The organism is Streptomyces sp. NPDC107517 (assembly GCF_055582645.1).
This window is the reverse complement of record NZ_JBVJPM010000003.1, coordinates 539,181-561,506: the sequence shown is the minus strand read 5'-3', so window position 1 is coordinate 561,506 and position 22,326 is coordinate 539,181. Positions and strand designations below refer to the sequence as shown.

The following is a 22,326-nucleotide window of genomic DNA, read 5'->3' as shown; positions in this document are numbered from 1 at the left end:
CCTCACGATGCGGTGTGGCGCCGGACGGTGTCCACCCCCATTGCCCTACGGGAAGCGAGACTTGACCATCCGGTCGGCAAAGCCCGGCGCACCCTCGCGCCTCCTCCTGGAACAGCCCGGGACAGCCCTAGAACAACCCGTCCTGCGGCGCGGGCACCTCTTTCACCGGTCTCACCGGCACGGAGGACACCAGGTCCGCCGCCTCCCCCTCCGACGTCCCCAACGCCTCCAGCTGCCACCCGCCGAGCAGCCGGGTGTCGACCACGAGCCACCGCTCTTCCCCAAGCTCTCGGCTTCGCGCGAGCAGGGGAGACCCCATGCGCTCCACGAGATGCAGATCCGGCCCCGCGGCGGCGACCAGCGTCCCCACGACCACCCCGCCCTCGGTCAACTCGCTCACGACGCCCCCCACGCCCCGGAGCCGCCCACCGCCGGCCACGCCGTCCACTGCGCCCTCGATCCCGAAGACCTCCGCGTGATCGACCACCTCGCACGGCAGCCGCTCCAGCGTCTCGGGCCACCCCGCGAGCGCGACGGCCGTGGCATGCGCCCTGGCCAGCTCCCCCGCCCGCTCACCGGCCGGGGGCAACGCCGCCCGTACGGCCCGCTTCTGCGCGTACGGAATCCGGTCCGGAACGCCGAGCGCGCTGCGTAGCAGTTCCTCCGCCCGCCGCGCCGCCATCAGCGGCCCGCGCCCCAACCACGTGAACGCGACGGCCCCTTGTTCGAGCAGTCGGGCGGACCCCCGCCCGACGCCGGTGATCCCCACCTTCACCATCCCGCTCCCGAACCAGGCGAGATACACGTGGTACGGCCTCGGGTCGTCCGCCATGGTGTCCGCGGCGACGGAGTGCGCCCGGTCGATCCCCGCGCACTCGGCACACTGCGCGCGCGTCCCCCGCCCGGGCAGCACCGCCGCCGCCGGGCACGGCGTACGCCGGCCGCCCCGCCACACCCCGAGACATCTGCGCCCGCCCACGGCCCGGAAAGCCAGCACGTCCCCGAAGGCGAGGGGGCTCTCGCGCTCCCCCTTGCCCTCCCCGTACCACCCCAGCGCCGGCCCGCCCCCGACCCGCCACCGCACCCCGGTGCACCACCACGTCATGCTCAGGACGCTACTCCCGGGCACTGACATCGCGCTCCGTTCCTGCTGTTCGGGGACGTGATCAGGGGTGGGGACCGTGGCAGCGCCGGGCTTCTTCCTCATCACTTCGCCGTGTCCCGCGATCGTCGCCTTCACGGGCTTCGCCGCCTGCCGGGCCCAGCGCCAAAGGGTGTTCAAGGCACTGGCCGCCGTACTCCTGGCCGCCGGCCTGACCTGCGCACTCATACCGATGGGGATGATCGTCCGGCTCCTGACGCTCTAGCCGGGGCGGGAGCGCATCGGAAACCATGAGGCATGCGACCGTACGACTGGCACCTCACCGAAGACATCGACGACTTTCTCGCCCGGGCCGGAGACTTCCTGCGCTCACGCCCCGCCCTGCACACCACGCCGCTGACCTCGACCGAGAAGCTGCGCGCACTCGGCACAGAGGCATACCGTGCGCATGCCCCCGTCTTCGGCACCTTGGAGCGGGCGGGCGAGGTCCGTGCCGTCTTCTACCGCTTCACTCAGCACGGCCCCCTGAGCCTCACCCCCGTCGCCCCCGAGGACGCCGAAGCCCTCGCCGAGCGCCTGGCCGGTCTCGGCCATGTACTCCCCGTCGTGAGCGCGGCCCACGACACCTCCACCGCTTTCGCCGAGGCCTGGCAGCGGCACACAGGCGCGACGCCGACACTCAGCACGCGGATCCGTCTGTACCGCCTCGGCACGCTCACCCCACCGGAGCCGGTCCCGGCGGGCCGGGGCCGACGCGTGGGCGGGCAGGACCGCGAGCAACTCTTCCGCTGGCACCGTGAGTTCGCCGCCGACGTCGGGGAAGACGTCACCATCGACGCCGACACCTGGGCCGGCACCCGCTTCGGCGACAAGCACTACACGTTCTGGGAGACCCCCGACGGCACCCCGGTCTCCATGGCGGGCATGACCTCGCCGGTCGGCGGCATGGTCCGGGTGGACCCCGTCTACACCCCGGCTCACCTGCGCGGTCGCGGCTACGCGGGCGCCGTGACGGTCGAGGTGACCCGAGCCGCCCTGGCCGCGGGCGCCAAGGAGGTCGCCCTGTACGCAAACCCGGCCAACGCCACCAGCAACGCCCTCTACCAGCGAATCGGATACGTCCCACTGACCGAGTGGGCCGTGTACGACTTCGCCGCCGCACAGGCATAACGCAAGAGGCCCCCGGATCTCTCCGGGGGCCTCTCATCTGTGTGCACTCGGCAGGATTCGAACCTGCAACCTTCTGATCCGTAGTCAGATGCTCTATCCGTTAAGCTACGAGTGCTTGTTCTGTTTTTGTCTCGGTCCCGGCCCCTTCGGCCCGTTCCCGGCGACAGGAAGAACATTACATGACTGCCGCCGTCATGTGAAATCCGTTTGCCGCACCCCTTGTGAGCTGGGCAAACACCGTCCTGCGGGTCCGAAACACCGAAGCCCCGGTCCATCAGGACCGGGGCTTCGGATCTTGGAGCGGAGGCGGAGGGATTTGAACCCTCGATGGGCTTTAAGGCCCAAACCGCATTAGCAGTGCGGCGCCATAGACCGGACTAGGCGACGCCTCCAGCACGACCCCCGCGCGAGCGCGAGTGGTGCGTCCAGATGATGACACAGCATCGCGCGGTGTCACCAATTGGCCCCCACGGTACTAGGCGTCCAGGCCGGAGAGCAAAGCCTTTCTGTTCGTCCTCGTGTCCCCGAGCCACCGCAACATCGCGGGCCGCCCGGCGTTAGACGCGGTGGAGCCGCTCGGGACGGTGCGGTTCCTCGGTCTTGTTCTCTCACTCATTCGTGGAGCCCTCATGTTGCTGCGCCGCATCGCCCTCGCCGCCACCGCCTCCGCCGCCGCGCTCACCGCGGTCCCCGCCGCCGCCCACGCCGACACAGGTCCGCTCCGCCTCCCTCAGTTGTTCGCCGGGCCCGCCGTCCAGGACCAGCTACGGGTCGCCGTCACCGGCACGGGTGACGGAAGGGACGGGACGTACGAGCTGGAGTGCGGGCCCTCGGGCGGTACCCATCCGGAACCCGCGAACGCGTGCGCGCGGCTCGACGAGCTGTCCGCGAACGGCCGCGACCCGTTCGCGCCGAGCTCGTCGGGCTCCCGGTGCACGATGCAGTACGGAGGCCCCGCGACCGCCCACATCACCGGAACGTGGCACGGCCGGCCCGTCGACGCCACGTACAAGAGGACCGACGGCTGCGAGATCTCGCGGTGGCAGGGGCTCGTTCCCGTACTGCCCGCGACCGGTCCGTGAACGAGCGCGGGCCATTGTGTGGGGAGCGTGCCAAGGTGCGGCGCGGCGCCGGACACCCTGTGACCAGGCATATGCCCACGCATACGCCGCCGTCGCACGGCCGGGGAGGGCCTCGTCCTCACGCATCTTCATTCCAAGGGCACATCTTCCGCGTGCGACCTCCCTCTCATCCGGCGCCGCGAGCACAACCTCTGCCCGTAGACTCCCTCCCGTGACATGCCGCGAGCCACGTAGGAAGATGGCTCGCGCGGTCGGCAAGGTGCGGTAATCAGGGAGGAAGCGTCGTCGTGAGCAGCAGGCCATCCCGAGGCGCTGCTCGCCTCGCAGCCATACTCGACGCGCTCCCGGACGCGCTGGTGCTGGTCAACGCCAACGGGACTGTCGTCAACGCGAACACCATCGCCCTGGAGGCCTTCGAGGCCCCGGGCACCGCCCTCGTGGGGCGCGGACTGCTCGATCTGCTGCCCGAGTTCGACTCGCGACTCATCCCCGGATCGATGCGCAGGCCCGACACCACGGACGAGCGCGGGCGCACCAAGCCGACCCGGATGATGGCCCGCCGCACCGACGGCAGCGAGTTCCCCGTCGAGGTCACGAGCGCCAATCTCGCCGACGGCAGCGACGCCGTCGACGGCTACGGCAACAGCTCGTACGGGTCCTACGGCGGCGCGGCCGAGCTGCTGATGCTCGTCGTGCGCGACTTGTCGGGGACCGTCGACACCGAGGCCGAACTCGCGCGTTCGCAGCGCCAGACCGAGATGATCCTGCGCGCCGCCGCCGAGGGCGTCGTCGGCACCGACACCGACGGCCGGATCGTGCTCGTCAACCCGGCCGCCGCGCAGATCCTCGGGTTCCGCGCCAGCGACCTGGGCGGGCAGGAGCTGCACGCACTCGTCCTCCACTCCCGCGCCGACGGCGAGCCGTTCCCGTACGAGGAGTCCCCGCTCGCCGACACCCTGCGCTCCGGGCGCAAGCACCGGGTGCGCGGGCAGGTCCTGTGGTCGAAGAGCGGCGCGCAGGTGCCCGTCGACATGACGACGGCGCCCGTCCGCGACGGTGACCAACTGGTCGGCGCCGTGATGACGTTCACCGACCGGCGGCCCTACGACGAGCTCGTCGTGGCGCACAAGGAGGAGATCGACCGGCGCGACGAGGAGACGGAGCGCGCCGCCACGGAGCACGCGGAGACGCTCGCGCGCACCGTCGAGGAGCACGAGGCGCAGACCGCGCGTGCCGAAGAGGAGCACGCCACCGAGCTCGCCACGCTCACCGAGCAGCACGCCGAGGAACTCTCCGCCGAGAAGGACCGGATCGCCGCTCTCGCCGAGCGCGAGAAGGACCGTTACGAGGCACTCGCGGCCCGGCACGAGCAGCTCCTCGCCGTCCTCGGCCGGTCGCTGCGCGGCCCTCTCGACGAACTGCGCGGCCAGCTCACCACTCTGGCCGCGGACGACGCGGGGCAGCTGTGGCCCGAGGCCAACCAGATCCTGCACCACCTCGCGGCCGGCTACAGCCGCATGACCACGCTCGTCGACAACGTGCTCGGCTACCAGCTCCTCGACTCCGGCGACGCACAGCTGACCCGTACGAACGTGATGCTCGACGCGGTCGTCGCCGCGGGCGTCGACGGGGCGGTCGAGCTGATCGGCCCCGGGCGCGCGCAGTTCGCCGTGCACGCCCCGCCCATCGAGGCCGAGGTCGACGCGGCGCGCCTGGCCACCGCGCTCGCCCACCTCGTCGCGGACGTCGCAGGCATCGACGCCACCGGCAACGCGCGCGTGGGCGTCGTACCGACCAGCGGCGTCGGCGGATACGTGGACTCGACGATCGTCGTGGCGGCGGCGCTGCGCGGCGAGAGCGTCCGTATCGAGGTGCGCGGGCCCTACACGGGCGGCGACCCGGTGCACGAGCCCATCGTGCGCGGCATCGTGCGGGCGCACGGCGGCGTGCTCCAGACGCACGAGGTGCCCGGGATGAGCGGCAGCGCGTATGTGCTCGAGGTGCCGATCGGGGGCGGGGCCGGGGCGGTTCCGGCGACCAATCCTTCGGGTGTTGTCGGGGCGGCTGTTCCCGGTACGGCTGTCGAGGTCGCGTCGCAGGCCGGTCCCGCCGGTGCGGAGGCCGGGGCCGTGGCCGGAGCGGGGCTGCCCGAGCAAGCTTCGGGTACGCGCGGCGGGCGGCGGCGGGCCCGGAGGGCTTCGGGCGCGTCGGTGGACTCATTCCTGGAGAGCGGTGCCACGGGTGGCGTGCCGGACGCCGACGAGGCCGCGCAGGTCGGCGGTGGCTCGGAGGCCGCCGCTCCGACCGGGCGACGCAGGCGGCGAGCCGAGGCGGGCGCTCCGGCGGGAACGCCCGGGAGCGCTCAGGGGCAGCTGCCGGCGCAGGCCACGCAGACTCCGGCCGGCGGGACGCCCGCGGGGGCCGGGACCGGCACGGGGCGTCGGCGTGGGCGGCCCAATCCGGCCGAGGTCGCCGTTCCTGAGGGAGCCGCTGGTCCCGGTGCCGCTGAGGGGTCCGTGATGACCGCTGCCGAACACGCAGCCGGAGCCCCCGCCCTGGGCGATACCGTGCCGCCGCAAGGTGTGCCGGTCGGAGCGTCCTCGGGCCGGCGGGCCCGGAGCGCCACGGAGCCGGCCGCGCTGCCTGCCGGTGGTTCGGGTCAGGCCGGGGCTTCCGATGCGTCTCAGGCCGGACAGAACGTCCCCGCCGGGCGTCGCGCACGCCGCGCTCTCGGCAGCGCCCCGGAGCGGGAAGCCGAGCAGAGCAGCGCCGCGCGCACCGTATTCGCGCTCCCGCCCGCCGAGGCCGACCGGACGACGCCCGAGCCGGACGCCGCTGCGGACGCCGACACCGAGGCGACCACGGCCACGGGCAGGGGTGCTGCCGGCGAGCGGCACGATGCCGCTCAGGGTCACCCCTCCGACAACCACACTCCGCCGCAGCCGCACCCTGTCCAGACGGTTCCGGCGGCGCGCGCCGCGCTGCCTCAGGAGAACGGTGCCAGGCCCCGCGCCGCTCAGCCGCTGCCCGCCGAGGCCCCCTCGGCAGACCCCAACTCGAGTCAGGGCCGCGCCATAAGCGTACGAACGCTCGGGCAGGGCGTTCCCTTCGGACGTCAGATCGCCGAGCAGCAGCGGTCGCCGCGGCCCCAGCAGGCGGCGGCCCCCGGCACGGCCCAGCCGCTGCCGAGCCCACAGCCCAGTTCGCCGGCGGCCGCACAGCCGAACCGCGCGAACCAGCCCAGCCAGGCGAACCCGGCCAATCCGGCCAACCCTGCCACGGGCAAGCAGCCCGGTCCGCAGGCGAAGCAGGCGTCCGGCACGCACGGCGGTCCGTCCGGCCCGAAGTCCGGGCCGCAGCCCGTTCAGTCGGCCGGCGGCGACCCGTCGCTCCAGGTCCCGCTGCCGCCCCAGGTCCCGCAGCCCGCGGCGGCCCCGCAGGAGCAGACGCAGCACACGCTCGGCGGCTCCGGTCGCCGGCGCAGGCTGTCCACCCGGCCCGATCCCGCCGGAACCCAGCCGGAGACCGCGGCCCGCCCGCACCCGCAGGCCCCGTCACCGTCGTCGCCGGCGCAGCCGAAGGCTCAGCCCCAGACGCCGTCCGGCCAGTCCCAGCCCGGTCAGCCGCAGTCACTGCTGTCGTCGTCATCGGAGGGCCGCGGACGTTCGTACGCGATCGGGGCCCCCGACCAGGACGCCGATGAGGGACCCGAGCCGCTGGACGGGCCCGGTGGCGCCGTCGAGCTGGCGATCCGGCCCCAGCCGCAGCCGATGGACGACGAGCTGCCCCCGGAGCCGCTCGACAACCCGCGCCGGCTCCTGGTGTGGCCCGCGCCCGACGCCACCACGCAGCAGGCCCTGAGCGACCGCGGGTACCGCCCGGTGACCGTGCACTCCCGCGAGGAGGTCGACGCGCAGATCGCGGCCTTCCCCGCCGCGCTCTTCGTCGACCCGCTGACCGGACCGATCACGCGCACCGCGCTCCAGTCGCTGCGCCAGGCCGCCGTCGCCGCCGAGGTTCCCGTCCTGGTGACGGCCGGGCTCGGACAGGCGACGCGCGAGGCCGCGTACGGGGCGGATCCCGCCGTTCTGCTGAAGGCCCTCGCGCCTCGGGACAGTGAGCAGCACCCCTCGCGTGTGCTGCTCATCGAGGAGCGCGAGGAGATCGCGCTCGCACTCACCGCGACGCTTGAGCGGCGCGGGATGCAGGTCGCGCGGGCGGGTTCCGACGCGGACGCGGTGACGCTGGCCGCACAGATGCGGCCGAACCTGGTGGTGATGGACCTGCTCCAGGTGCGTCGCAGGCGCGCCGGGATCGTCGACTGGCTGCGCGCGAACGGCCAGTTGAACCGCACGCCCCTCGTCGTTTACACCGCCGCCGTCGAGGAGGCCGAGCTGCCGCGCCTGGCCGCGGGCGAGACCGTCCTGTTCCTGGCGGAGCGCTCGACGAGCGACGAGGTACAGGGCAGGATCGTGGACCTGCTCGCGAAGATCGGCACCAACTGAGCACCCGCGACCGTCACACCCACAACTGACAGACAGGGGCGGCCCGTTCGGGCCGCCCCTGTTTCACGTGAAACCGTCGCTGAGCTGTGGACTCAGAGCCGCGTGACGTCCAGCTCCCCTTCGGCGTACTGCTTGCGCAGCACCTTCTTGTCGAACTTGCCGACGCTCGTCTTCGGCACCGCCGTGATCATCGTCCAGCGCTCCGGGAGCTGCCACTTGGCGATCTTCTCGCCGAGGAACGCGCGCAGGGTCTCGAAGTCGGCACTCGCGCCGTCCTTGAGGACCACGGTGGCGAGCGGGCGCTCGCCCCACTTCTCGTCGGGTACGGCCACAACGGCCGCCTCGGCGATGTCCGGGTGGGACATCAGCGCGTTCTCGAGGTCGACACTGCTGATCCACTCACCGCCGGACTTGATGACGTCCTTGGCGCGGTCGGTGAGGGTGAGGAAGCCGTCGGGGCTGATCGTGCCGACGTCACCCGTCTTGAGCCAGCCGTCGTCGCTGAACTTGTCGGCGGGACGCAGCGGTTCGCTGTCGGGGCCCGAGTAGTAAGCACCCGCTATCCACGGACCGCGGACCTCCAGCTCACCGGCCGACTCGCCGTCCCAGGCCAGCAGTTCGCCGTCGGGTCCCGAGAGCCGCGCCTCGACGCCGGCCGGGAACCGGCCCTGGGTGAGGCGGTACGCGAACTCCTCGTCGGTGCCGACCGCCGCGGCCGGCGGCCGGGCGACCGTGCCGAGGGGAGACGTCTCCGTCATGCCCCAGGCGTGGCAGACCCGCATGCCGAGCTCGTCGAAGGCCTTCATGAGCGAGGGCGGACAGGCCGAGCCGCCGATGGTGACCTGCCCGAGCGAACTCACGTCGCGAGGCTTCGCGGTGAGCTCCGCGAGCAGGCCCTGCCAGATGGTGGGGACGGCCGCCGCATGCGTGGGGCGCTCACTCTCGATCATCTCGGCGAGCGGCGCGGGCTGGAGGAAGCGGTCCGGCATCAGCATGTGCACGCCGGTCATGAACGTCGCGTGCGGCAGGCCCCACGCGTTCACATGGAACTGCGGCACCACGACGAGCGAGGTGTCCTCGTCGGTCAGGCCCATGGACTGCGTCATGTTGACCTGCATGGAGTGCAGGTAGATCGAGCGGTGCGAGTAGACAACGCCCTTGGGGTCGCCGGTGGTGCCGGAGGTGTAGCAGAGCGCGGCGGCCTGGCGCTCGTCGAGCTGCGGCCAGTCGTACGTGACCGGCTTTCCGGCGATGAGCTCCTCGTACTCGTGGACCTGGGGGCGCGCTCCGTCGAGGAGCGAACGGTCACCGGGACCGGAGACGACGATGTGCTCCACGCCTGTCAAGGACGGCAGGAGCGGCGCGAGCAGCGGCAGCAGGGAGCCGTTGACGATGATCACGCGGTCGGCGGCGTGGTTGACGATCCACACCAACTGCTCGGCGGGAAGCCTCAGGTTCAGGGTGTGCAGTACGGCGCCCATGGAGGGGATCGCGAAGTAGGCCTCGACGTGCTCCGCGTTGTTCCACATCAGGGTCGCCACGCGGTCGTCGTCCACGATGCCGAGGTCGTCGTGCAGAGCGTGCGCCAGCTGGGCGCTGCGGTCGCCGATCTCGGCGAAGCTCCGGCGCTGCGGCCCGCTCTCACCGGTCCAGGTGGTCACCTGGGACGTGCCGTGGATCGTCGACCCATGGGTCAGGATCCTCGAGATCAGCAGTGGTACGTCCTGCATCGTGCTCAGCACGGCGTCCTCCCGGTGGGCGCTACGGCGCAGTAATGTTCCGCCGATTCTCACCGCATACCAGTCGGTATGTCACTAGCCCCGGGAATGATCGATCAGAGCGTCGTCCTTGTCAGCTCTGGGCCGGGCGCAGCTCCGGGTCCTCGCGGAGCTTGCCGAGGGCCCGCGACACCGCGCTCTTGACCGTGCCGACGGACACCCCGAGCACCTCGGCCGTCTGCACCTCGCTCAGGTCCTCGTAGTACCGCAGGACCACCATCGCGCGCTGACGGGCCGGCAGTTTCATGATTGCGCGCCACATCGCGTCGTGCAGGGCCTGGTGCTCGGCGGGGTCGGCCGCCGCCACGGTCTCCGGCTCGGGCAGCTCGTCGCAGGCGAACTCGTCGACCTTCCGCTTACGCCACTGCGACGTACGCGTGTTCAGCAGGGCCCGGCGCACATAACCGTCGAGCGCGCGGTGGTCCTCGATGCGGTCCCACGCCACATACGTCTTGGTGAGCGCGGTCTGGAGCAGGTCCTCGGCATCGCACGGGTTCGCCGTCAGCGACCGGGCGGTCCGCAGCAGCACGGGCTGCCGCGCCCGCACGTACGAAGCGAACGACGGGTACGACTTGTGCGGCCCGCACGACGTCGAGTGGGCGGCCGGCGTGTACGGCGCCGGGTGGGAAGAGTGAGGCGTCAGCGCGGCTCGCGGCGCGCTGCGCGTCGCGGCATCCGATGCACTGGAGCAGACAGGCGCCATGGTTGCGGTCATGACTCCACGCTAGGAGCGCCCCCTACCCTCGCGGATCGGCCGCAGGTCCCGAAGCGGTGTCCGCCTCAGGTTGTAGGAGTGGTGGTATCCCCACCTCCTGAAGGTGGAGGACGCGGTACGCACCCCTGAGGGTTCATCCCTGAGAGCCATTCCATGGGCTTCGTTCCACTCTGCCACTCCCGCGGACCGGGACGGCTCATCGGATACGGGCCCACCGGCGCAATGCCGGATTCCGGTCGGTGACGCGGGTCCGCCCGCCGCGCCGCTCCTGCACGTTCCCCGCGTACGGATGGATCCTGCGCTGCCGGCCCAGGCGGACCGCCGCGGCACGGGCTCCCGGGACAGCCGGGGCCGCGTGTACCGACGCGCGAACCAGATCACCGACGGCAGCTCCCGCACCCCCACCCGCGCCGCGGCCCTTATCTGCGCCACCCCGGAGTCGGCACTGCTGCAGAACCGCGGCACGTGACCCTTCCCCCGCACCGCCCCGTGCTTCGACGCCCGCCACCGCCGCATGGTGTGGAGCGACGGCGCCATGCCGTTGTCGAACGCCGGCCGCGGAGCGTGCGCGGATCGGAGAGCGAGGGCAGGAGAGGTTCAGACCGACCCCCGGGCACACCCCGCGTTCAGCCGTCCGCTCCCAGAATCAGACCCGATGTGGGGACGCCGGTCCCCGCGGTCACCAGCGCTGTGGCGGCGCCGGCTATCTGGTTCACCGCCGTGCCCCGCACCTGCCTGACGGCCTCCGCTATGCCGTTCATCCCGTGCAGATACGCCTCGCCGAGCTGCCCGCCGTGCGTGTTGAGCGGGAGCCGTCGCTCCGCCACGAAGTCCGCCGCCTCACCCGGCCCGCAGAAGCCGAACTCCTCCAGCTGCATCAGCACGAACGGCGTGAAGTGGTCGTAGAGGATCCCCACGTCTATCTCACCCGGCGCCAGATCCGCAGACCGCCACAACTGCCGTGCCACGACGCCCATTTCGGGCAGGCCCGTCATGTCGTCCCGATAGAAACTCGTCATCTGCTCCTGGTTGCGCCCGGCCCCCTGGGCCGCCGCCGTGATCACCGCGGGCCGGTGCGAGAGGTCGCGGGCCCGCTCGACGCTGGTGACGACGATCGCCTGCCCACCGTCGGTCTCCTGACAGCAGTCGAGCAGCCGCAACGGCTCCACGATCCACCGCGACGCCGCATGGTCGTCCAGCGTGATCGGCTTCCCGTGGAAGTACGCCGCCGGATTGGTGGCCGCGTACGCGCGGTCCAAGACAGCGACATGGCCGAACGCCTCCGGGCCCAGGCCGTACGCGTGGAGATAGCGCTGCGCCGCCATCGCCACCCACGACGCGGGCGTGAGCAGCCCGAACGGCAGTGCCCAGCCGAGCGCCGCCCCCTCCGCCGACGGCTCCCGATGCTGCACCCCGGAGCCGAACCTCCTGCCGGAGCGTTCATTGAACGCCCGGTAACAGACGACCACTTCGGCCGCCCCGGTCGCCACGGCGAGCGCGGCCTGATGCACTGTGGCGCAGGCTGCACCGCCGCCGTAGTGGACCCTGGAGAAGAAGGAGAGATCCCCGATCCCGGCCGCCTGCGCAACGGTGATCTCCGGGCTGGTGTCCATGGTGAACGTGACCATGCCGTCGACATCGGCGGGGGAGAGCCCGGCGTCGTCCAGCGCCGCTCCCACCGCCTCCACCGCCAGCTTCAGCTCACTGCGCCCGGAGTCCTTGGAGAACTCGGTCGCCCCGATCCCGACGATCGCCGCCCGCCCGCCAAGACTGTCCTTCGCCCGCACACTCATGCCGGCCTCCCCGACACCGAGGGCCGGGACAGCGTGCTGGTGGGGTTCAGAGGGCTCGGGAGGGTGACTGTCACCGTCCCGGTGACGTGCTTGCCCAGCCCGTTGGCCCCGACGATCCGCACCACCACCGTGGCGCCCCCGCCCTCGGACTCGCTCCCGTGCCCGCTCCCGCCGGCGGCCCCCTCTTGGACCTCCGCCACCGTCCCGGTCAACACCATGGTGTCTCCTGGATAGTTGGGTGCGCCCAGCCGTATCGCGACCTTGCGCAGAACCGCTGCGGGGCCGAAGTGATCGGTGACGTAACGGCCGACGAGTCCGTTCGTCGTCAGGATGTTCATGAAGATGTCGGGGGAGCCCTTCTCCTTGGCGAGCTCCGCGTCGTGGTGCACGTCCTGGTAGTCACGGGACGCGATGGCCCCGGAGACGATCAGCGTCCGGGTGACCGGAATCTCCAGCGGCGCCAGCTCCGTGCCGACCCCCACAGCTGCCTCCGCCACAGCGACTTCCCCCTCCTCCTGATCCATTCCCTCCGCCTCCGCCTTCAATTCCGCGCCCACGTCGCCCCTGCCCTCTCCGCACCGCTCCCGTCGTCGCCGGCAATCACGTCGCCCAGCTCCGCGAGCAGTTCACCCCCGCATCCGAGATAGGCGTCGAGCTGTCTGCCCCACAGGAAATGCCGGTGCACGGGATGCTCCAGGTCGGCGCCCATGCCGCCGTGCAGATGCTGCCCGGCGTGCACGACCCGTCTGCCCGCCTCCGATGCCCACCAGGCCGCGGTCAGCGCATGGCCCGCGTACGGCAACCCCTCGTCCCGTCGCCATGCCGCCTCGTACGCGGTGACGCGCATGGCCTCCGTGTCCATGTAGGCGTCAGCTGCCCGGAGCTGGACCCCTTGCTTGGCGGCGAGTGGTCTCCCGAACTGCTCCCGCTCGTTCGTGTACTCCACGGCCCGCGCCAGCGACCCCGCGCAGACCCCGGCCTGGAGCCCCGCGAACGCGGTCCGTGCCATCGCCAGCACATCGTCGTACGCGCCTGCCCCGCCGAGCCTCTCCGCCGGCGCCCCGTCGAGAACGAGCCGGCCCGCCGACCACGGCGCGCTGAGCTCGACCGCATCGCAGCCGGCATCGGCCGTACGCACTCTCCACAGGCCCCGGTCGGCCGTCGCCACCAGAACCCAGGACGCGTCCCGAAGCCACGGAACCCAGGGCACCACCCCCGTGAGCCGCCCCACGCCCCCACCGGTCCCTGCTTCCCCCGCTTGTCTTGCCTCTCCGTCCTGCGCACCGTCGACCCACACTCCGGCCTGCGCCGGAAACGCCCCTGCGGCCACCTCCGTCCCGTCCCGCAGACCAGGCAGCAGCCGGTCCCGCTGCTCGGAGGTGCCATGCCCCACCACCGCGAGCAGCCCGTACACACAACTGGCGGCGAACGGCACCTGCGCCGTCGTCCGGCCCTGCTCCTCCAGCATCAGCACGAGTCCGAGCAGCCCGGTCTCCTCCACCGCCCCCGGCAGACCGGCGGAGCCGAGCGCCTTCCACAGCTCGGGGTCCGTTCCGGTGCCGGCCGCCGCGAGACGCTCGGGGGTCGACAGGTCACCGAAGATCCGCGCGGCCAGACCGGCGGCGGCCGCCTGGTCCTGCGTAGGTGTGAAGTCCACGTCAGCCCGCCCCTCCCGCAACGGCACCCGAACCGTCACCGGCCCGGAACACCGGCAGCTCCAACTCCTCGTCCACCCGCAGGAATTCGAGCCGTACCGGCATCCCTATGCGGACCTTGTCGTACGGCACCCCGACCACATTGCTGATGATCCGGACCCCTTCGGCCAGCTCGACCAGGCCCACCGCGTACGGCGGGTCGAAGGCCGGGAAAGGCGGATGGTGCATCACCACGTACGAGAAGACGGTCCCCTCACCGCTCGCCTCGACCGTGCTCCAGTCCTGCGAGGCGCACGCGCCGCACCCCGGCAGCCAGGGAAAGCGCAGCGTCCCGCACCCCTCGCAGCGCTGGATGAGGAGGCGGTGCTCGCGAACCCCTTCCCAGAACCCCGCGTTGTCCCGGTTCACCACCGGACGGGGCCGCAGGGCCCGCTGATCCCGCACTCCCCCCACGACGCGCCCTGCCCGCGCCGCGGGAGCGTACTTGAGGATCCGGAAGCGATGCGTACCGGCGAGCTCGCCGTCCGCCCTGACATCCATGCGCGTCGTGACGAAGTGCCCCGTGCCCAGCTTCGTCGTCTTGCGCTCGGACACCGACTCGATCACCGCGTCGAACGTGATCGCGTCGCCGGGCCGCAGCGGACGTAGATACTCCTGCTCGCAGTCGGTGGCGACGACCGAGGTGCACCCCGCGCCGTCCAGCAGCGCGGACAGCTCGTCATAAGCGCCGCTGCGCCCCTGATGCCCGGAGAGCCCACCCATCGTCCAGGCCTGGAGCATGGTCGGAGGCGCTATGGCGTCGGGCCCCTCGTACGCGGGATTGGTGTCACCCATCGCCTCGCACCAGTGCCTGATCATCGGCACGTTGACCAGGTCCTTGCCGAGCCCCGCGGTGGCCGCGGGCAGCCCTTCGAAGGCCTTCAGCGCCTCGTACGTCATCTCGCCGGTCACCGCCGCCCCCTCCTCATCCCGAGCCGCATCGTCGCGACGATCTCCCGCTGCACCTCGCTCACGCCGCCCCCGAACGTGTTGATCTGCGCCGCCCTGTTCATGCGCTCCAGCTCCCCCTCCGCCGTCCCGCCCCGAGCACCGCCGCCCGACCCACCACCGCCGGACCCAGCACCCGCGTCACCACCGGCCCCGCCCCCGAACGCCCCGGGCGACCCGGCTCGAACCAGCGCCGCTTCGCCCGCGATCTCCTGACACATTCGGTACACCTCGACCGCCGATTCGGTTCCCATGAATTTCACGCCGCTCGCGTCGCCCGGCGCGAGCCGCCCCGCCCCGACGTCCCCCACCAAACGCCAGTTGAGCAGGCGCGTTGCCGCAAGACGGGCATGCACCTCGGCCAGCCGCGACCGCACCCACGGCAGATCGATCCGCCGTTCCCCCGTCACCGGATCGGGTGAACGAACCGCTTCGAGCACCGCCGCGTAGAAGTCCTCCGCCTGCATCCCGATCGCGGCGAGCGCGACCCGTTCGTGGTTGAGCTGATTGGTGATGAGACCCCAGCCGCCGTTCTCGTCCCCGACGAGATTCGAGGCGGGAACGCGGATCCCGTCGTAGTACGTGGCGGTCGTGGTCAGCCCGCCGACGGTCTCGATGGGCGTCCAGCTGAAGCCGGCGGCGTCCGTCGGCACGAGAATGATCGAGATGCCCTGGTGCTTGGCGACTTCGGGGTCCGTGCGGCAGGCCAGCCAGATCCAGTCGGCGTTCTGCGCGTTCGACGTGAAGACCTTCTGCCCGTCGATGATCCAGTCGTCGCCGTCGCGGACCGCCCGCGTCCGCAGCGAGGCCAGATCGGTTCCCGCCGACGGCTCGCTGTACCCGATCGCGAAGACCAGCTCCCCCTTGAGGATCCGCGGCAGGAAGTACGCCTTCTGCTCCTCGGTCCCGTACTTGATCAGGGTCGGTCCGACGGTGTTCAGGGTCACCATGGAGACCGGCGCGCCAGCGCGGTACGCCTCGTCGAAGAAGACGAACTGCTCGTCGGGGCCGCGGCCCTGACCGCCGTACTCGACGGGCCAGCCGAGACCGAGGAGACCGTCGGCACCGATGCGGCGCAGCAGGCGCCGCTGGGCCGTTCGATCGTCGTGGGCGGGCGGCCCGTCCGGCATCAGTTCCCGGAAGTAGGCGCGCAGTTCGGCGCGGAGTTCATGCTGGCGCTCGGTGGGGGCGAGGTGCACGGCGGCGGCCCTCCCGGACCTCGTACGAACAAGGGTCTCTGACCGTCTGCTTCTGACGAAACTTTCTGACTAGCCGTCAGATTCGGTACGACTGTCCGTCAGGTTCGGTACGGGTGTCAAGGGATCAGCACGCGCGCGTGAAGAGCCTCTTGGTGTCCGAAAACGCCTGTGCGGCGATGCCGAAGCACCGCCGCACAGATGTCACGCACCCCTGGAAATGACCCCCGCCGACAGGAGCCGGCGGGCTACCAGAGCTTGGTGAAGTTCACCGCGATGTTCTCGTTCGACTGGTCGATGGCCGTGAAGGCGGAGCCGTTCACCTGAGCCGTGTTGTTCTGGTTCGAGGCGCCGGAGCCCACCGCCTGCTGCTGACTGGTGGACGAGTTGCCGTGGTTGTTGCCGCCGACACCACTGCCGCTCACGGTCGCCACACCCGCGTTCGATCCGTCGTCCGCGAAGGACCCGTTGTCGGCCATCGCCACCCCCGAGAAGAGGGCTGCCGCGAGGGGCAGGGCGGCGACGGCGGCGAGGGCGCGGGCGGTACGGATGTGTGCCATGTCAATTCCTCCACGAAGCGGTAACTGCTGTTTGAACCAAGGAAGTTGGCCGACCACCTCGGTCGTTGCTCACGACGTCGCGAGATCAGAATTGCCCACCGAATCCCCGTCGAACCAGACCGGAAGGCGCTATTCCCCCGCAAGCGTGAGGACATGTCGATAAACATGCTTCAAGCTCTTAAAGGCCCAGATCAGCCCGGATTGCGCACCACCGACTCAGGACAGGTCAGCCGCCGCAGGGGCTGAAGCGTTTCGGCACATTTTTGGTAAATACGCTCCTCCCGGGCGAGCCCCCCTTCCTTTACTCGAACATTCGTACGAACATGGAGGCATGGCCACCACCGACCGGCATGCAGTGCCCCTTGCGACCCTGGCCCTCGCTCACGCCCTCTCCGCCGCCGAGCGCGGACTGGCCGTGATCCCGCTCTCCCGCACGAAGCTCCCCGCCCTGCGCTCCCCGCACCGCGACGAACCGGACCCGGCCCCGTGCCACGGCGAGTGCGGACGCCCCGGCCACGGCGTGTACGACGCCACGACCGACCCGGGCCGCATCCGTGACCTGTTCGCGGCGGCGCCCCGCGCCACCGGCTACGGCATCGCGTGCGGGCTGCCCCCGCACCACCTCATCGGCGTCGACCTCGACACCAAGTCCGGTACGGACTCCTCGGCCGCACTGCGCGAACTGGCGCTGCGCCACCTGTTCACGATCCCGGACACCGTCGTCGTGGCCACGCCCAGCGGCGGCCGTCATGTGTGGCTCTCCGGACCGCCGGACGTCGTGGTCCCCAACTCGGCGGGCCGCCTCGCGCCGGGCATCGACATCCGTGGCGCGGGCGGCTATCTCGTGGGCCCCGGCTCCCGCACGGCCCAGGGCGTCTACAGCGCAGTCCCAGGAACCGCCCACCTGCCCGTCGCGCCCTGCCCGCCCGCGCTCCTGCGGCTGCTCACACCCCCGCCACGCGTGCACCACCCGTCACCGGCACATGCGGGCCAACACGGCCAGGGCCTGGTCCAGTTCGTGCTCGCGGCACATGAGGGCCAGCGCAACACCCGCCTGTTCTGGGCCGCTTGCCGCGCCCACGAGAGCGGCCTCGGCGAGAGCCTCACGAACGCCCTCGTGGAGGCCGCGACCCGCACGGGCCTGACGGAACGCGAGGCCCGCTCCACGATCGCCTCGGCGGCCCGGATGACCCAGCGCAACGACACGGAGGCGTAGGCCGCCACGTCCCCCGGACGAACCCGCCTCCCCAGGACACGCGTAAGGGGCGCCCGCCATAGCGGACGCCCCTTACAAACACCTACTGCCAGCGGTGGGTGTGGGATTTGAACCCACGGTGACTCGCGCCACGACGGTTTTCAAGACCGTTCCCTTAGGCCGCTCGGGCAACCCACCCTCGCCCCGCCGGTGACCGGCGGAGCGAGGACCAGGGTAGCGGGTTCGGCCGGGAGTTCGGTCAGCTGTCGCCCTTGCGCTCACCGAGAACCACGTCGACCGTGTGCTCAGCGCCACCGCGCTTGTACGTGATCTTGACCGTGTCGCCCGGCTTGTGCGTCCAGATCTGGCCGATCAGGGTCGGACCGCTGTCGATCACCATGTCGTCGAGCTTGGTGATGACATCGCCGGGCTTCAGGCCGGCCTTGTCCGCCGGACCGTTCGGCGTGACCGCGGACGAGCCGCCCGCGCCCTGCTCGGTGATCTTCGCGCCGTCACCCTGCTCGTCCAGCGCGACCGAGGCGCCGATCACCGGATAGACGGGCTTGCCGGTCTTGATGAGCTGCTTGGCGACATTGCGCGCCTGATTGATCGGGATGGCGAAGCCGAGGCCGACGGAGCCCGACTGGCCGGAGCCCGCGATGCCGCCGCTGCTCGCCGGCTGGATCGCCGAGTTGATCCCGATGACCGCGCCGCGCGCGTCGAGCAGCGGACCGCCCGAGTTGCCCGGGTTGATCGAGGCATCGGTCTGCAGCGCGTTCATGTACGACGCCTTGCTGCTGCCCGAGCTGTCACTGGACGCCACCGGACGGTCCTTCGCCGACACGATGCCCGTGGTCACCGTGTTCGACAGGCCGAAGGGCGCGCCGATCGCGATGGTCGAGTCACCGACGGCGACCTTGTCCGAATTGGCGAGCGCCAGCGGCTTCAGGTTCGACGGGGCATTCTTCAGCTTGATGACCGCGACGTCGTAGCCCTGCGCGCGGCCGATCACCTCGGCGTCGTACTTCTTGCCGTTCGAGAACGTGGCCGAAAGTTTCCCTCCGTCGGCGGCGGAGGACACCACGTGGTTGTTGGTGAGTATGTGGCCCTGCGTGTCATAGACGAAGCCGCTGCCGGTGCCGCCCTCGCCGTCGCTGCCCTCCGCCTCGATGGTGACCGTGCTCGGCAGCGCCTTCGCCGCGATACCGGCGACCGAGGCCGGGTCACGCTTGAAGTCCGCCGGGTTGTCCGAGGCGGAGACCGTCGTCGAACCCGCGCCACTGTCGTCGTTGCGCTCGGCCGCCCAGTAGCCGATGCCACCACCGACACTGCCCGCGATCAGGGCCGCCGCGACCACCGCGGCCAGCAGACCGCCACGCCGGGGGCCCGGCGTGGGCTGCGGAGCCTGGTAGGAGGCGCCCCAGGTGTGCCCTCCTCCGCCGCCGTCCGAGTACGACGGAACGGCAGGCGGCGGAGGCGGCCAGCCACCGGCGGCCGCGTTCGCCGCCTCGTGCTGCCCACCGGGTGTCGGCGCAGCCCCCGAGGCCGCGCCGACACCCTCGTGCGCCCCCGGCGCCGCGCCCTCGACCGGCGGGATCACCGCAGTGGGCGCGTCGGCGGGCTCCGGAGACGGTGCGGAACCGGTGGGAGCGGGGGCGGGTGCGGGAGTAGCGGGAGATTCCACCGGCACGGGAGGTGCGGACGGGGCCGGGGGTACTGAAGTGCCCTCGTTCTCGGTGCTCACAGCTCTTCTCCTCGATCCACGGCTGTACCAGCTGATTCCATTGGCAATGCTGTTTGTATGCGGTCAGCTTTTCCCACGGGACGTCAGGGCACCATAAGGCGTTCCTGTGTGTCTGGTGCCATCCTTTACGCCGGGCGAAACGGACGCATCCCCTGGGCGGCCCTGCGCCTCGCGATGGCACCATGACGCGGTGACCCTCGCACGACAGCAGCAGATCCAGGTCGTCGCCCACCGCGGAGCCTCCGACGACGCTCCCGAGCACACGCTGGCCGCGTACAGAAGGGCCATCGAGGACGGTGCCGACGCCCTCGAATGCGATGTGAGACTCACCGCGGACGGCCATCTCGTCTGCGTGCACGACCGCCGCGTCAACCGTACGTCGAATGGACGCGGTGCGGTATCGGCCCTGGAACTGGCGGATCTCGCCGCCCTCGACTTCGGCTCCTGGAAGAACAGCGAGGCCGGCCGCACCAGCGCGGAGGGCCCCGACTGGGAGGACACCTCCGTCCTGACCCTGGAGCGGCTGCTCGAACTGGTCGCCGATGCGGGCCGCCGAGTGGAGCTCGCCATCGAGACCAAACACCCCACCCGCTGGGCCGGCCAGGTCGAGGAACGCCTGCTGATGCTCCTCAAGCGGTTCGGCCTGGACACCCCCGCCGGAGCCCCGGACGACCCGTCCCCGGTGCGTGTCATGAGCTTCTCGGCCCGCTCCCTGCACCGCGTCCAGGCCGCGTCCCCCCACCTGCCGACGGTCTACCTGATGCAGTTCGTCTCGCCCCGCCACCGCGACGGCCGCCTCCCCAAGGGGGTGTCGATCGCGGGCCCGGGCATCCGGATCGTGCGCAGCCACCCCGGGTACGTGGAGAAGCTCAAACGGGCGGGCCACCGGGTGCACGTGTGGACGGTCAACGAACCGGAGGATGTCGACCTGTGTGTCGCTCTCGGCGTAGACGCGATCATCACCAACCGCCCCCGCGCGGTTCTGCGCCAGCTCGGAAGGGGCTAAATCCAGCCACTTCCCTCACAGGGAGTGCTCCGGCGCGTTCGCTCCGTATTCGATCGTTACGAGTGCGTCACTGAGCGTGGATTGGCCGGTTTCCGGTCCAGTCCATTGGGGCATTCACACCGTGGCGTGGGGCAAAGGAGGTCTCGGGGGTGGCGTTGGTGGTGGCACAGGAGGTGCCCACGTCGTCGAGCATGGCCGTACCCCATGGCCCTGCGGGCGTGGGCGAAGCAAGGCACCGGATGCGCGATCAGCTGCGCGTCGGCGGGGTCTCGGAAGCGGTCATCGACGATGCCGTACTGATCCTGTCCGAACTGCTGAGCAACGCCTGCCGGCACGGCAGGCCGCTGGGCGACGACATGGCCGGGGACGGCGACGTCCGGGCCGCTTGGAGGGTCGATGGGCGGGGCTGTCTCACCGTCGAGGTGACGGACGGTGGTGGTCCGACCCGCCCGGTTCCGGCCACGCCCTCGGTCACCGCGCACGGCGGCCGCGGGCTCAACATCATCTCGGCACTCGCCGACGACTGGGGCGTACGTGACGACGCCCCCGGTGAGGTCACCGTCTGGGTGGTCGTGCACAAGGACGTGCGCTCCGAAGGCGAAGCGCGGGGACAGGGCACTTTCGCTACGCGCGTGGCGAGCCGCACGCCCGCGAGCATGTCCGGCCTCGATTTCGCGGACGCCTTCGACGACTTGGGCTGAATCCCGCTCCGGCCCGACGCCCCGGCCTGATCCCCGCCCACGGCCGTACGAGGGGCTAGGCTCGCGCCCGTACGTACGAGCGCCGTAACCGGGAGACACCCAAGATGGCCAAGAAGCGCCCCCAGACCAAGGGCAAGTCGCACGTCAGCAGCGGGGAGATCCCGGTCGTCGGCGCCCGTGAGCCCTGCCCCTGCGGGAGCGGCCGCCGCTACAAGGCCTGCCACGGCCGCGCCGCCGCGCACGCGGTGACCGAGCTGGTGCAGCGCCCTTTCGAGGGCCTCGCCGGAGAGGGCGACTGGATCGCGCTGCGCGAGCTGGTGCCCGCCGCGACGGTGCCGCTCACCCTCAAGGAGAGCCTGCCGGACGGCGTTCCGTCCGTGACACTCGCGACGGTGCTTCCGATGGCATGGCCCGCACTGCGCCGCGACGACGGCTCGATCCTGCTCGGCCTGCAGAACGACACCCCGTCGGGCGATCTGAGCCGTGACCTCGCCGACACCCTTCAGCGCGCGCTCACCGCCGAGCCCGGTACGCCGGTGCAGGCACGCCGCGCACCCGCCGACGGACCGCGCCTGCAGGACCTGCTCGACCCCGCGGCCGCCTTCGAGCCGGTCGTGCACACGGGATTCGAGTTCTGGGTGCCGGACTCGGAGAACGCGAACCCGGAGGTCGCCGCCTCCCTGGAGCGGGCCAACGCGGCCGCCATCCCGACCGTGAAGCTGTCCGGTGTCGACGGCGCGTACTGGTGCGAGACCCCCGACAAGAACCACCTTCGCTGGGTCATGCCGCACCCCGAGGAGCAGCTGCTCGACGCGCTGGCCCGGCTGCACGCGGCCGGCACGTCCTCGCTCGGCGAGGGCACGCGCCTGGTCGGCTCGTTCCGCGCGCACGGTCTGACCGTTCCCGTCTGGGACCTGCCCACCGGGATGAGCGCCGAGGATGTCGAGAAGCCGGCCGCCGAGTTCGCCGAGCGGCTCGCCACGGCCCTCGCCTCAAAGGCGCCGCTGACCGTCGAAGAGCGCCGGGCACGCGGCGGCCTCACCAATCGACAGGTGACGCTCAGCTGACCGACCGGTCAGCCACAGGAAGCCCTCGGAACGGGTGACTCCGGTCACAACTCCCCGTAGCGGCAGGTAA

General features: G+C 71.4%; 19 protein-coding genes and 3 tRNA genes. 9 read left to right on the top strand and 13 right to left on the bottom strand.

All coding sequences use genetic code 11. The features are described from left to right. Nucleotides 1–127: 127 nt before the first annotated feature. On the bottom strand, nt 128–1,105 hold the full coding sequence (locus ACZ67T_RS10315; RefSeq protein ID WP_469982955.1) for a DUF2797 domain-containing protein: 978 nt from the start codon (nt 1,103–1,105) through the stop codon (nt 128–130). 76 nt (nt 1,106–1,181) lie between these two features. On the opposite strand from ACZ67T_RS10315, the gene ACZ67T_RS10310 reads away from it, so the two are divergent. Beyond that, entirely contained in the window at nt 1,182–1,367 is a 186-nt protein-coding gene (locus tag ACZ67T_RS10310; RefSeq protein ID WP_469982953.1) for a hypothetical protein, read from the top strand. A 32-nt stretch (nt 1,368–1,399) separates the two neighbouring features. Then, nucleotides 1,400–2,272 (top strand): GNAT family N-acetyltransferase, encoded by an 873-nt coding sequence (locus ACZ67T_RS10305; protein ID WP_469982951.1) that lies wholly within the window; start codon nt 1,400–1,402, stop codon nt 2,270–2,272. Nucleotides 2,273–2,314: 42 nt separating this feature from the next. Here ACZ67T_RS10305 and ACZ67T_RS10300 read toward each other — a convergent pair. Together ACZ67T_RS10300 and ACZ67T_RS10295 are read right to left on the bottom strand one after the other, a co-directional pair. Then, a tRNA-Arg gene (locus ACZ67T_RS10300) sits at nt 2,315–2,387 on the bottom strand. Between the two features lie 186 nt (nt 2,388–2,573). Next, nucleotides 2,574–2,664, bottom strand: a tRNA-Ser gene (locus ACZ67T_RS10295). A gap of 240 nt (nt 2,665–2,904) precedes the next feature. On the opposite strand from ACZ67T_RS10295, the gene ACZ67T_RS10290 reads away from it, so the two are divergent. Next, nucleotides 2,905–3,354 (top strand): SSI family serine proteinase inhibitor, encoded by a 450-nt coding sequence (locus ACZ67T_RS10290; protein ID WP_469983097.1) that lies wholly within the window; start codon nt 2,905–2,907, stop codon nt 3,352–3,354. Nucleotides 3,355–3,641: 287 nt separating this feature from the next. Continuing rightward, nucleotides 3,642–7,859 (top strand): PAS domain-containing hybrid sensor histidine kinase/response regulator, encoded by a 4,218-nt coding sequence (locus tag ACZ67T_RS10285; RefSeq protein WP_469982950.1) that lies wholly within the window; start codon nt 3,642–3,644, stop codon nt 7,857–7,859. 92 nt (nt 7,860–7,951) lie between these two features. On the opposite strand, the gene ACZ67T_RS10280 is transcribed toward ACZ67T_RS10285, so the two are convergent. Continuing rightward, on the bottom strand, nt 7,952–9,601 hold the full coding sequence (locus ACZ67T_RS10280; protein ID WP_469982948.1) for a long-chain fatty acid--CoA ligase: 1,650 nt from the start codon (nt 9,599–9,601) through the stop codon (nt 7,952–7,954). A gap of 109 nt (nt 9,602–9,710) precedes the next feature. After that, nucleotides 9,711–10,352 carry a SigE family RNA polymerase sigma factor gene (locus ACZ67T_RS10275; protein ID WP_469982947.1) on the bottom strand — a complete coding sequence of 214 codons (642 nt, stop codon included), beginning with the start codon at nt 10,350–10,352 and terminating at the stop codon, nt 9,711–9,713. Nucleotides 10,353–10,641: 289 nt separating this feature from the next. Here ACZ67T_RS10275 and ACZ67T_RS10270 point away from each other — a divergent pair, with 289 nt between their 5' ends. Next, entirely contained in the window at nt 10,642–10,821 is a 180-nt protein-coding gene (locus tag ACZ67T_RS10270) for a hypothetical protein (protein WP_469982945.1), read from the top strand. Nucleotides 10,822–10,978: 157 nt separating this feature from the next. On the opposite strand, the gene ACZ67T_RS10265 is transcribed toward ACZ67T_RS10270, so the two are convergent. The 6 genes from ACZ67T_RS10265 to ACZ67T_RS10240 form a co-directional block, all read right to left on the bottom strand. Next, the gene (locus tag ACZ67T_RS10265; protein ID WP_469982943.1) at nt 10,979–12,145 is read right to left on the bottom strand and encodes a lipid-transfer protein; all 1,167 of its coding nucleotides are present in this window, start codon (nt 12,143–12,145) and stop codon (nt 10,979–10,981) included. Further along, nucleotides 12,142–12,642: a MaoC family dehydratase gene (locus tag ACZ67T_RS10260; protein ID WP_469982942.1), complete on the bottom strand. Its 501-nt coding sequence runs from the start codon at nt 12,640–12,642 to the stop codon at nt 12,142–12,144. The genes ACZ67T_RS10265 and ACZ67T_RS10260 overlap by 4 nt, the downstream gene beginning before the upstream one ends. A gap of 44 nt (nt 12,643–12,686) precedes the next feature. Beyond that, nucleotides 12,687–13,802: an acyl-CoA dehydrogenase family protein gene (locus ACZ67T_RS10255; protein WP_469982940.1), complete on the bottom strand. Its 1,116-nt coding sequence runs from the start codon at nt 13,800–13,802 to the stop codon at nt 12,687–12,689. Nucleotide 13,803: 1 nt separating this feature from the next. Then, on the bottom strand, nt 13,804–14,739 hold the full coding sequence (locus tag ACZ67T_RS10250; RefSeq protein ID WP_469983096.1) for a bifunctional MaoC family dehydratase N-terminal/OB-fold nucleic acid binding domain-containing protein: 936 nt from the start codon (nt 14,737–14,739) through the stop codon (nt 13,804–13,806). Between the two features lie 8 nt (nt 14,740–14,747). Further along, the gene (locus tag ACZ67T_RS10245) at nt 14,748–15,986 is read right to left on the bottom strand and encodes an acyl-CoA dehydrogenase family protein (RefSeq protein ID WP_469982938.1); all 1,239 of its coding nucleotides are present in this window, start codon (nt 15,984–15,986) and stop codon (nt 14,748–14,750) included. Between the two features lie 245 nt (nt 15,987–16,231). Beyond that, entirely contained in the window at nt 16,232–16,543 is a 312-nt protein-coding gene (locus ACZ67T_RS10240) for a hypothetical protein (protein WP_469982937.1), read from the bottom strand. Between the two features lie 331 nt (nt 16,544–16,874). Here ACZ67T_RS10240 and ACZ67T_RS10235 point away from each other — a divergent pair, with 331 nt between their 5' ends. Beyond that, a complete protein-coding gene (locus ACZ67T_RS10235; RefSeq protein WP_469982936.1) occupies nt 16,875–17,759 on the top strand; it encodes a bifunctional DNA primase/polymerase in 885 nt (294 codons plus the stop codon). A gap of 92 nt (nt 17,760–17,851) precedes the next feature. Here ACZ67T_RS10235 and ACZ67T_RS10230 read toward each other — a convergent pair. Then, a tRNA-Ser gene (locus ACZ67T_RS10230) sits at nt 17,852–17,936 on the bottom strand. A gap of 61 nt (nt 17,937–17,997) precedes the next feature. Then, a complete protein-coding gene (locus tag ACZ67T_RS10225; protein WP_469982935.1) occupies nt 17,998–19,482 on the bottom strand; it encodes a S1C family serine protease in 1,485 nt (494 codons plus the stop codon). Between the two features lie 190 nt (nt 19,483–19,672). Between ACZ67T_RS10225 and ACZ67T_RS10220 the strand changes: the two genes are divergently transcribed. The 3 genes from ACZ67T_RS10220 (at nt 19,673) to ACZ67T_RS10210 (ending at nt 22,256) form a co-directional block, all read left to right on the top strand. Continuing rightward, nucleotides 19,673–20,488 (top strand): glycerophosphodiester phosphodiesterase, encoded by an 816-nt coding sequence (locus ACZ67T_RS10220; protein ID WP_469982933.1) that lies wholly within the window; start codon nt 19,673–19,675, stop codon nt 20,486–20,488. 149 nt (nt 20,489–20,637) lie between these two features. Next, entirely contained in the window at nt 20,638–21,189 is a 552-nt protein-coding gene (locus tag ACZ67T_RS10215) for an ATP-binding protein (protein ID WP_469982931.1), read from the top strand. Between the two features lie 104 nt (nt 21,190–21,293). Beyond that, complete coding sequence (locus ACZ67T_RS10210) at nt 21,294–22,256, top strand: DUF5926 family protein (protein ID WP_469982930.1); 963 nt, start codon at nt 21,294–21,296, stop codon at nt 22,254–22,256. Nucleotides 22,257–22,326: the final 70 nt, after the last annotated feature.

Coding starts and splice junctions, on each gene's coding strand:
- ACZ67T_RS10315 (WP_469982955.1), bottom strand. CDS start 1,105: ATGACGTGGTGGTGCACCGGGGTGCGGTGGCGGGTCGGGGGCGGGCCG.
- ACZ67T_RS10305 (WP_469982951.1), top strand. CDS start 1,400: ATGCGACCGTACGACTGGCACCTCACCGAAGACATCGACGACTTTCTC.
- ACZ67T_RS10275 (WP_469982947.1), bottom strand. CDS start 10,352: ATGACCGCAACCATGGCGCCTGTCTGCTCCAGTGCATCGGATGCCGCG.
- ACZ67T_RS10270 (WP_469982945.1), top strand. CDS start 10,642: ATGGATCCTGCGCTGCCGGCCCAGGCGGACCGCCGCGGCACGGGCTCC.
- ACZ67T_RS10265 (WP_469982943.1), bottom strand. CDS start 12,145: ATGAGTGTGCGGGCGAAGGACAGTCTTGGCGGGCGGGCGGCGATCGTC.
- ACZ67T_RS10250 (WP_469983096.1), bottom strand. CDS start 14,739: ATGACGTACGAGGCGCTGAAGGCCTTCGAAGGGCTGCCCGCGGCCACC.
- ACZ67T_RS10240 (WP_469982937.1), bottom strand. CDS start 16,543: ATGGCACACATCCGTACCGCCCGCGCCCTCGCCGCCGTCGCCGCCCTG.
- ACZ67T_RS10235 (WP_469982936.1), top strand. CDS start 16,875: ATGGCCACCACCGACCGGCATGCAGTGCCCCTTGCGACCCTGGCCCTC.
- ACZ67T_RS10210 (WP_469982930.1), top strand. CDS start 21,294: ATGGCCAAGAAGCGCCCCCAGACCAAGGGCAAGTCGCACGTCAGCAGC.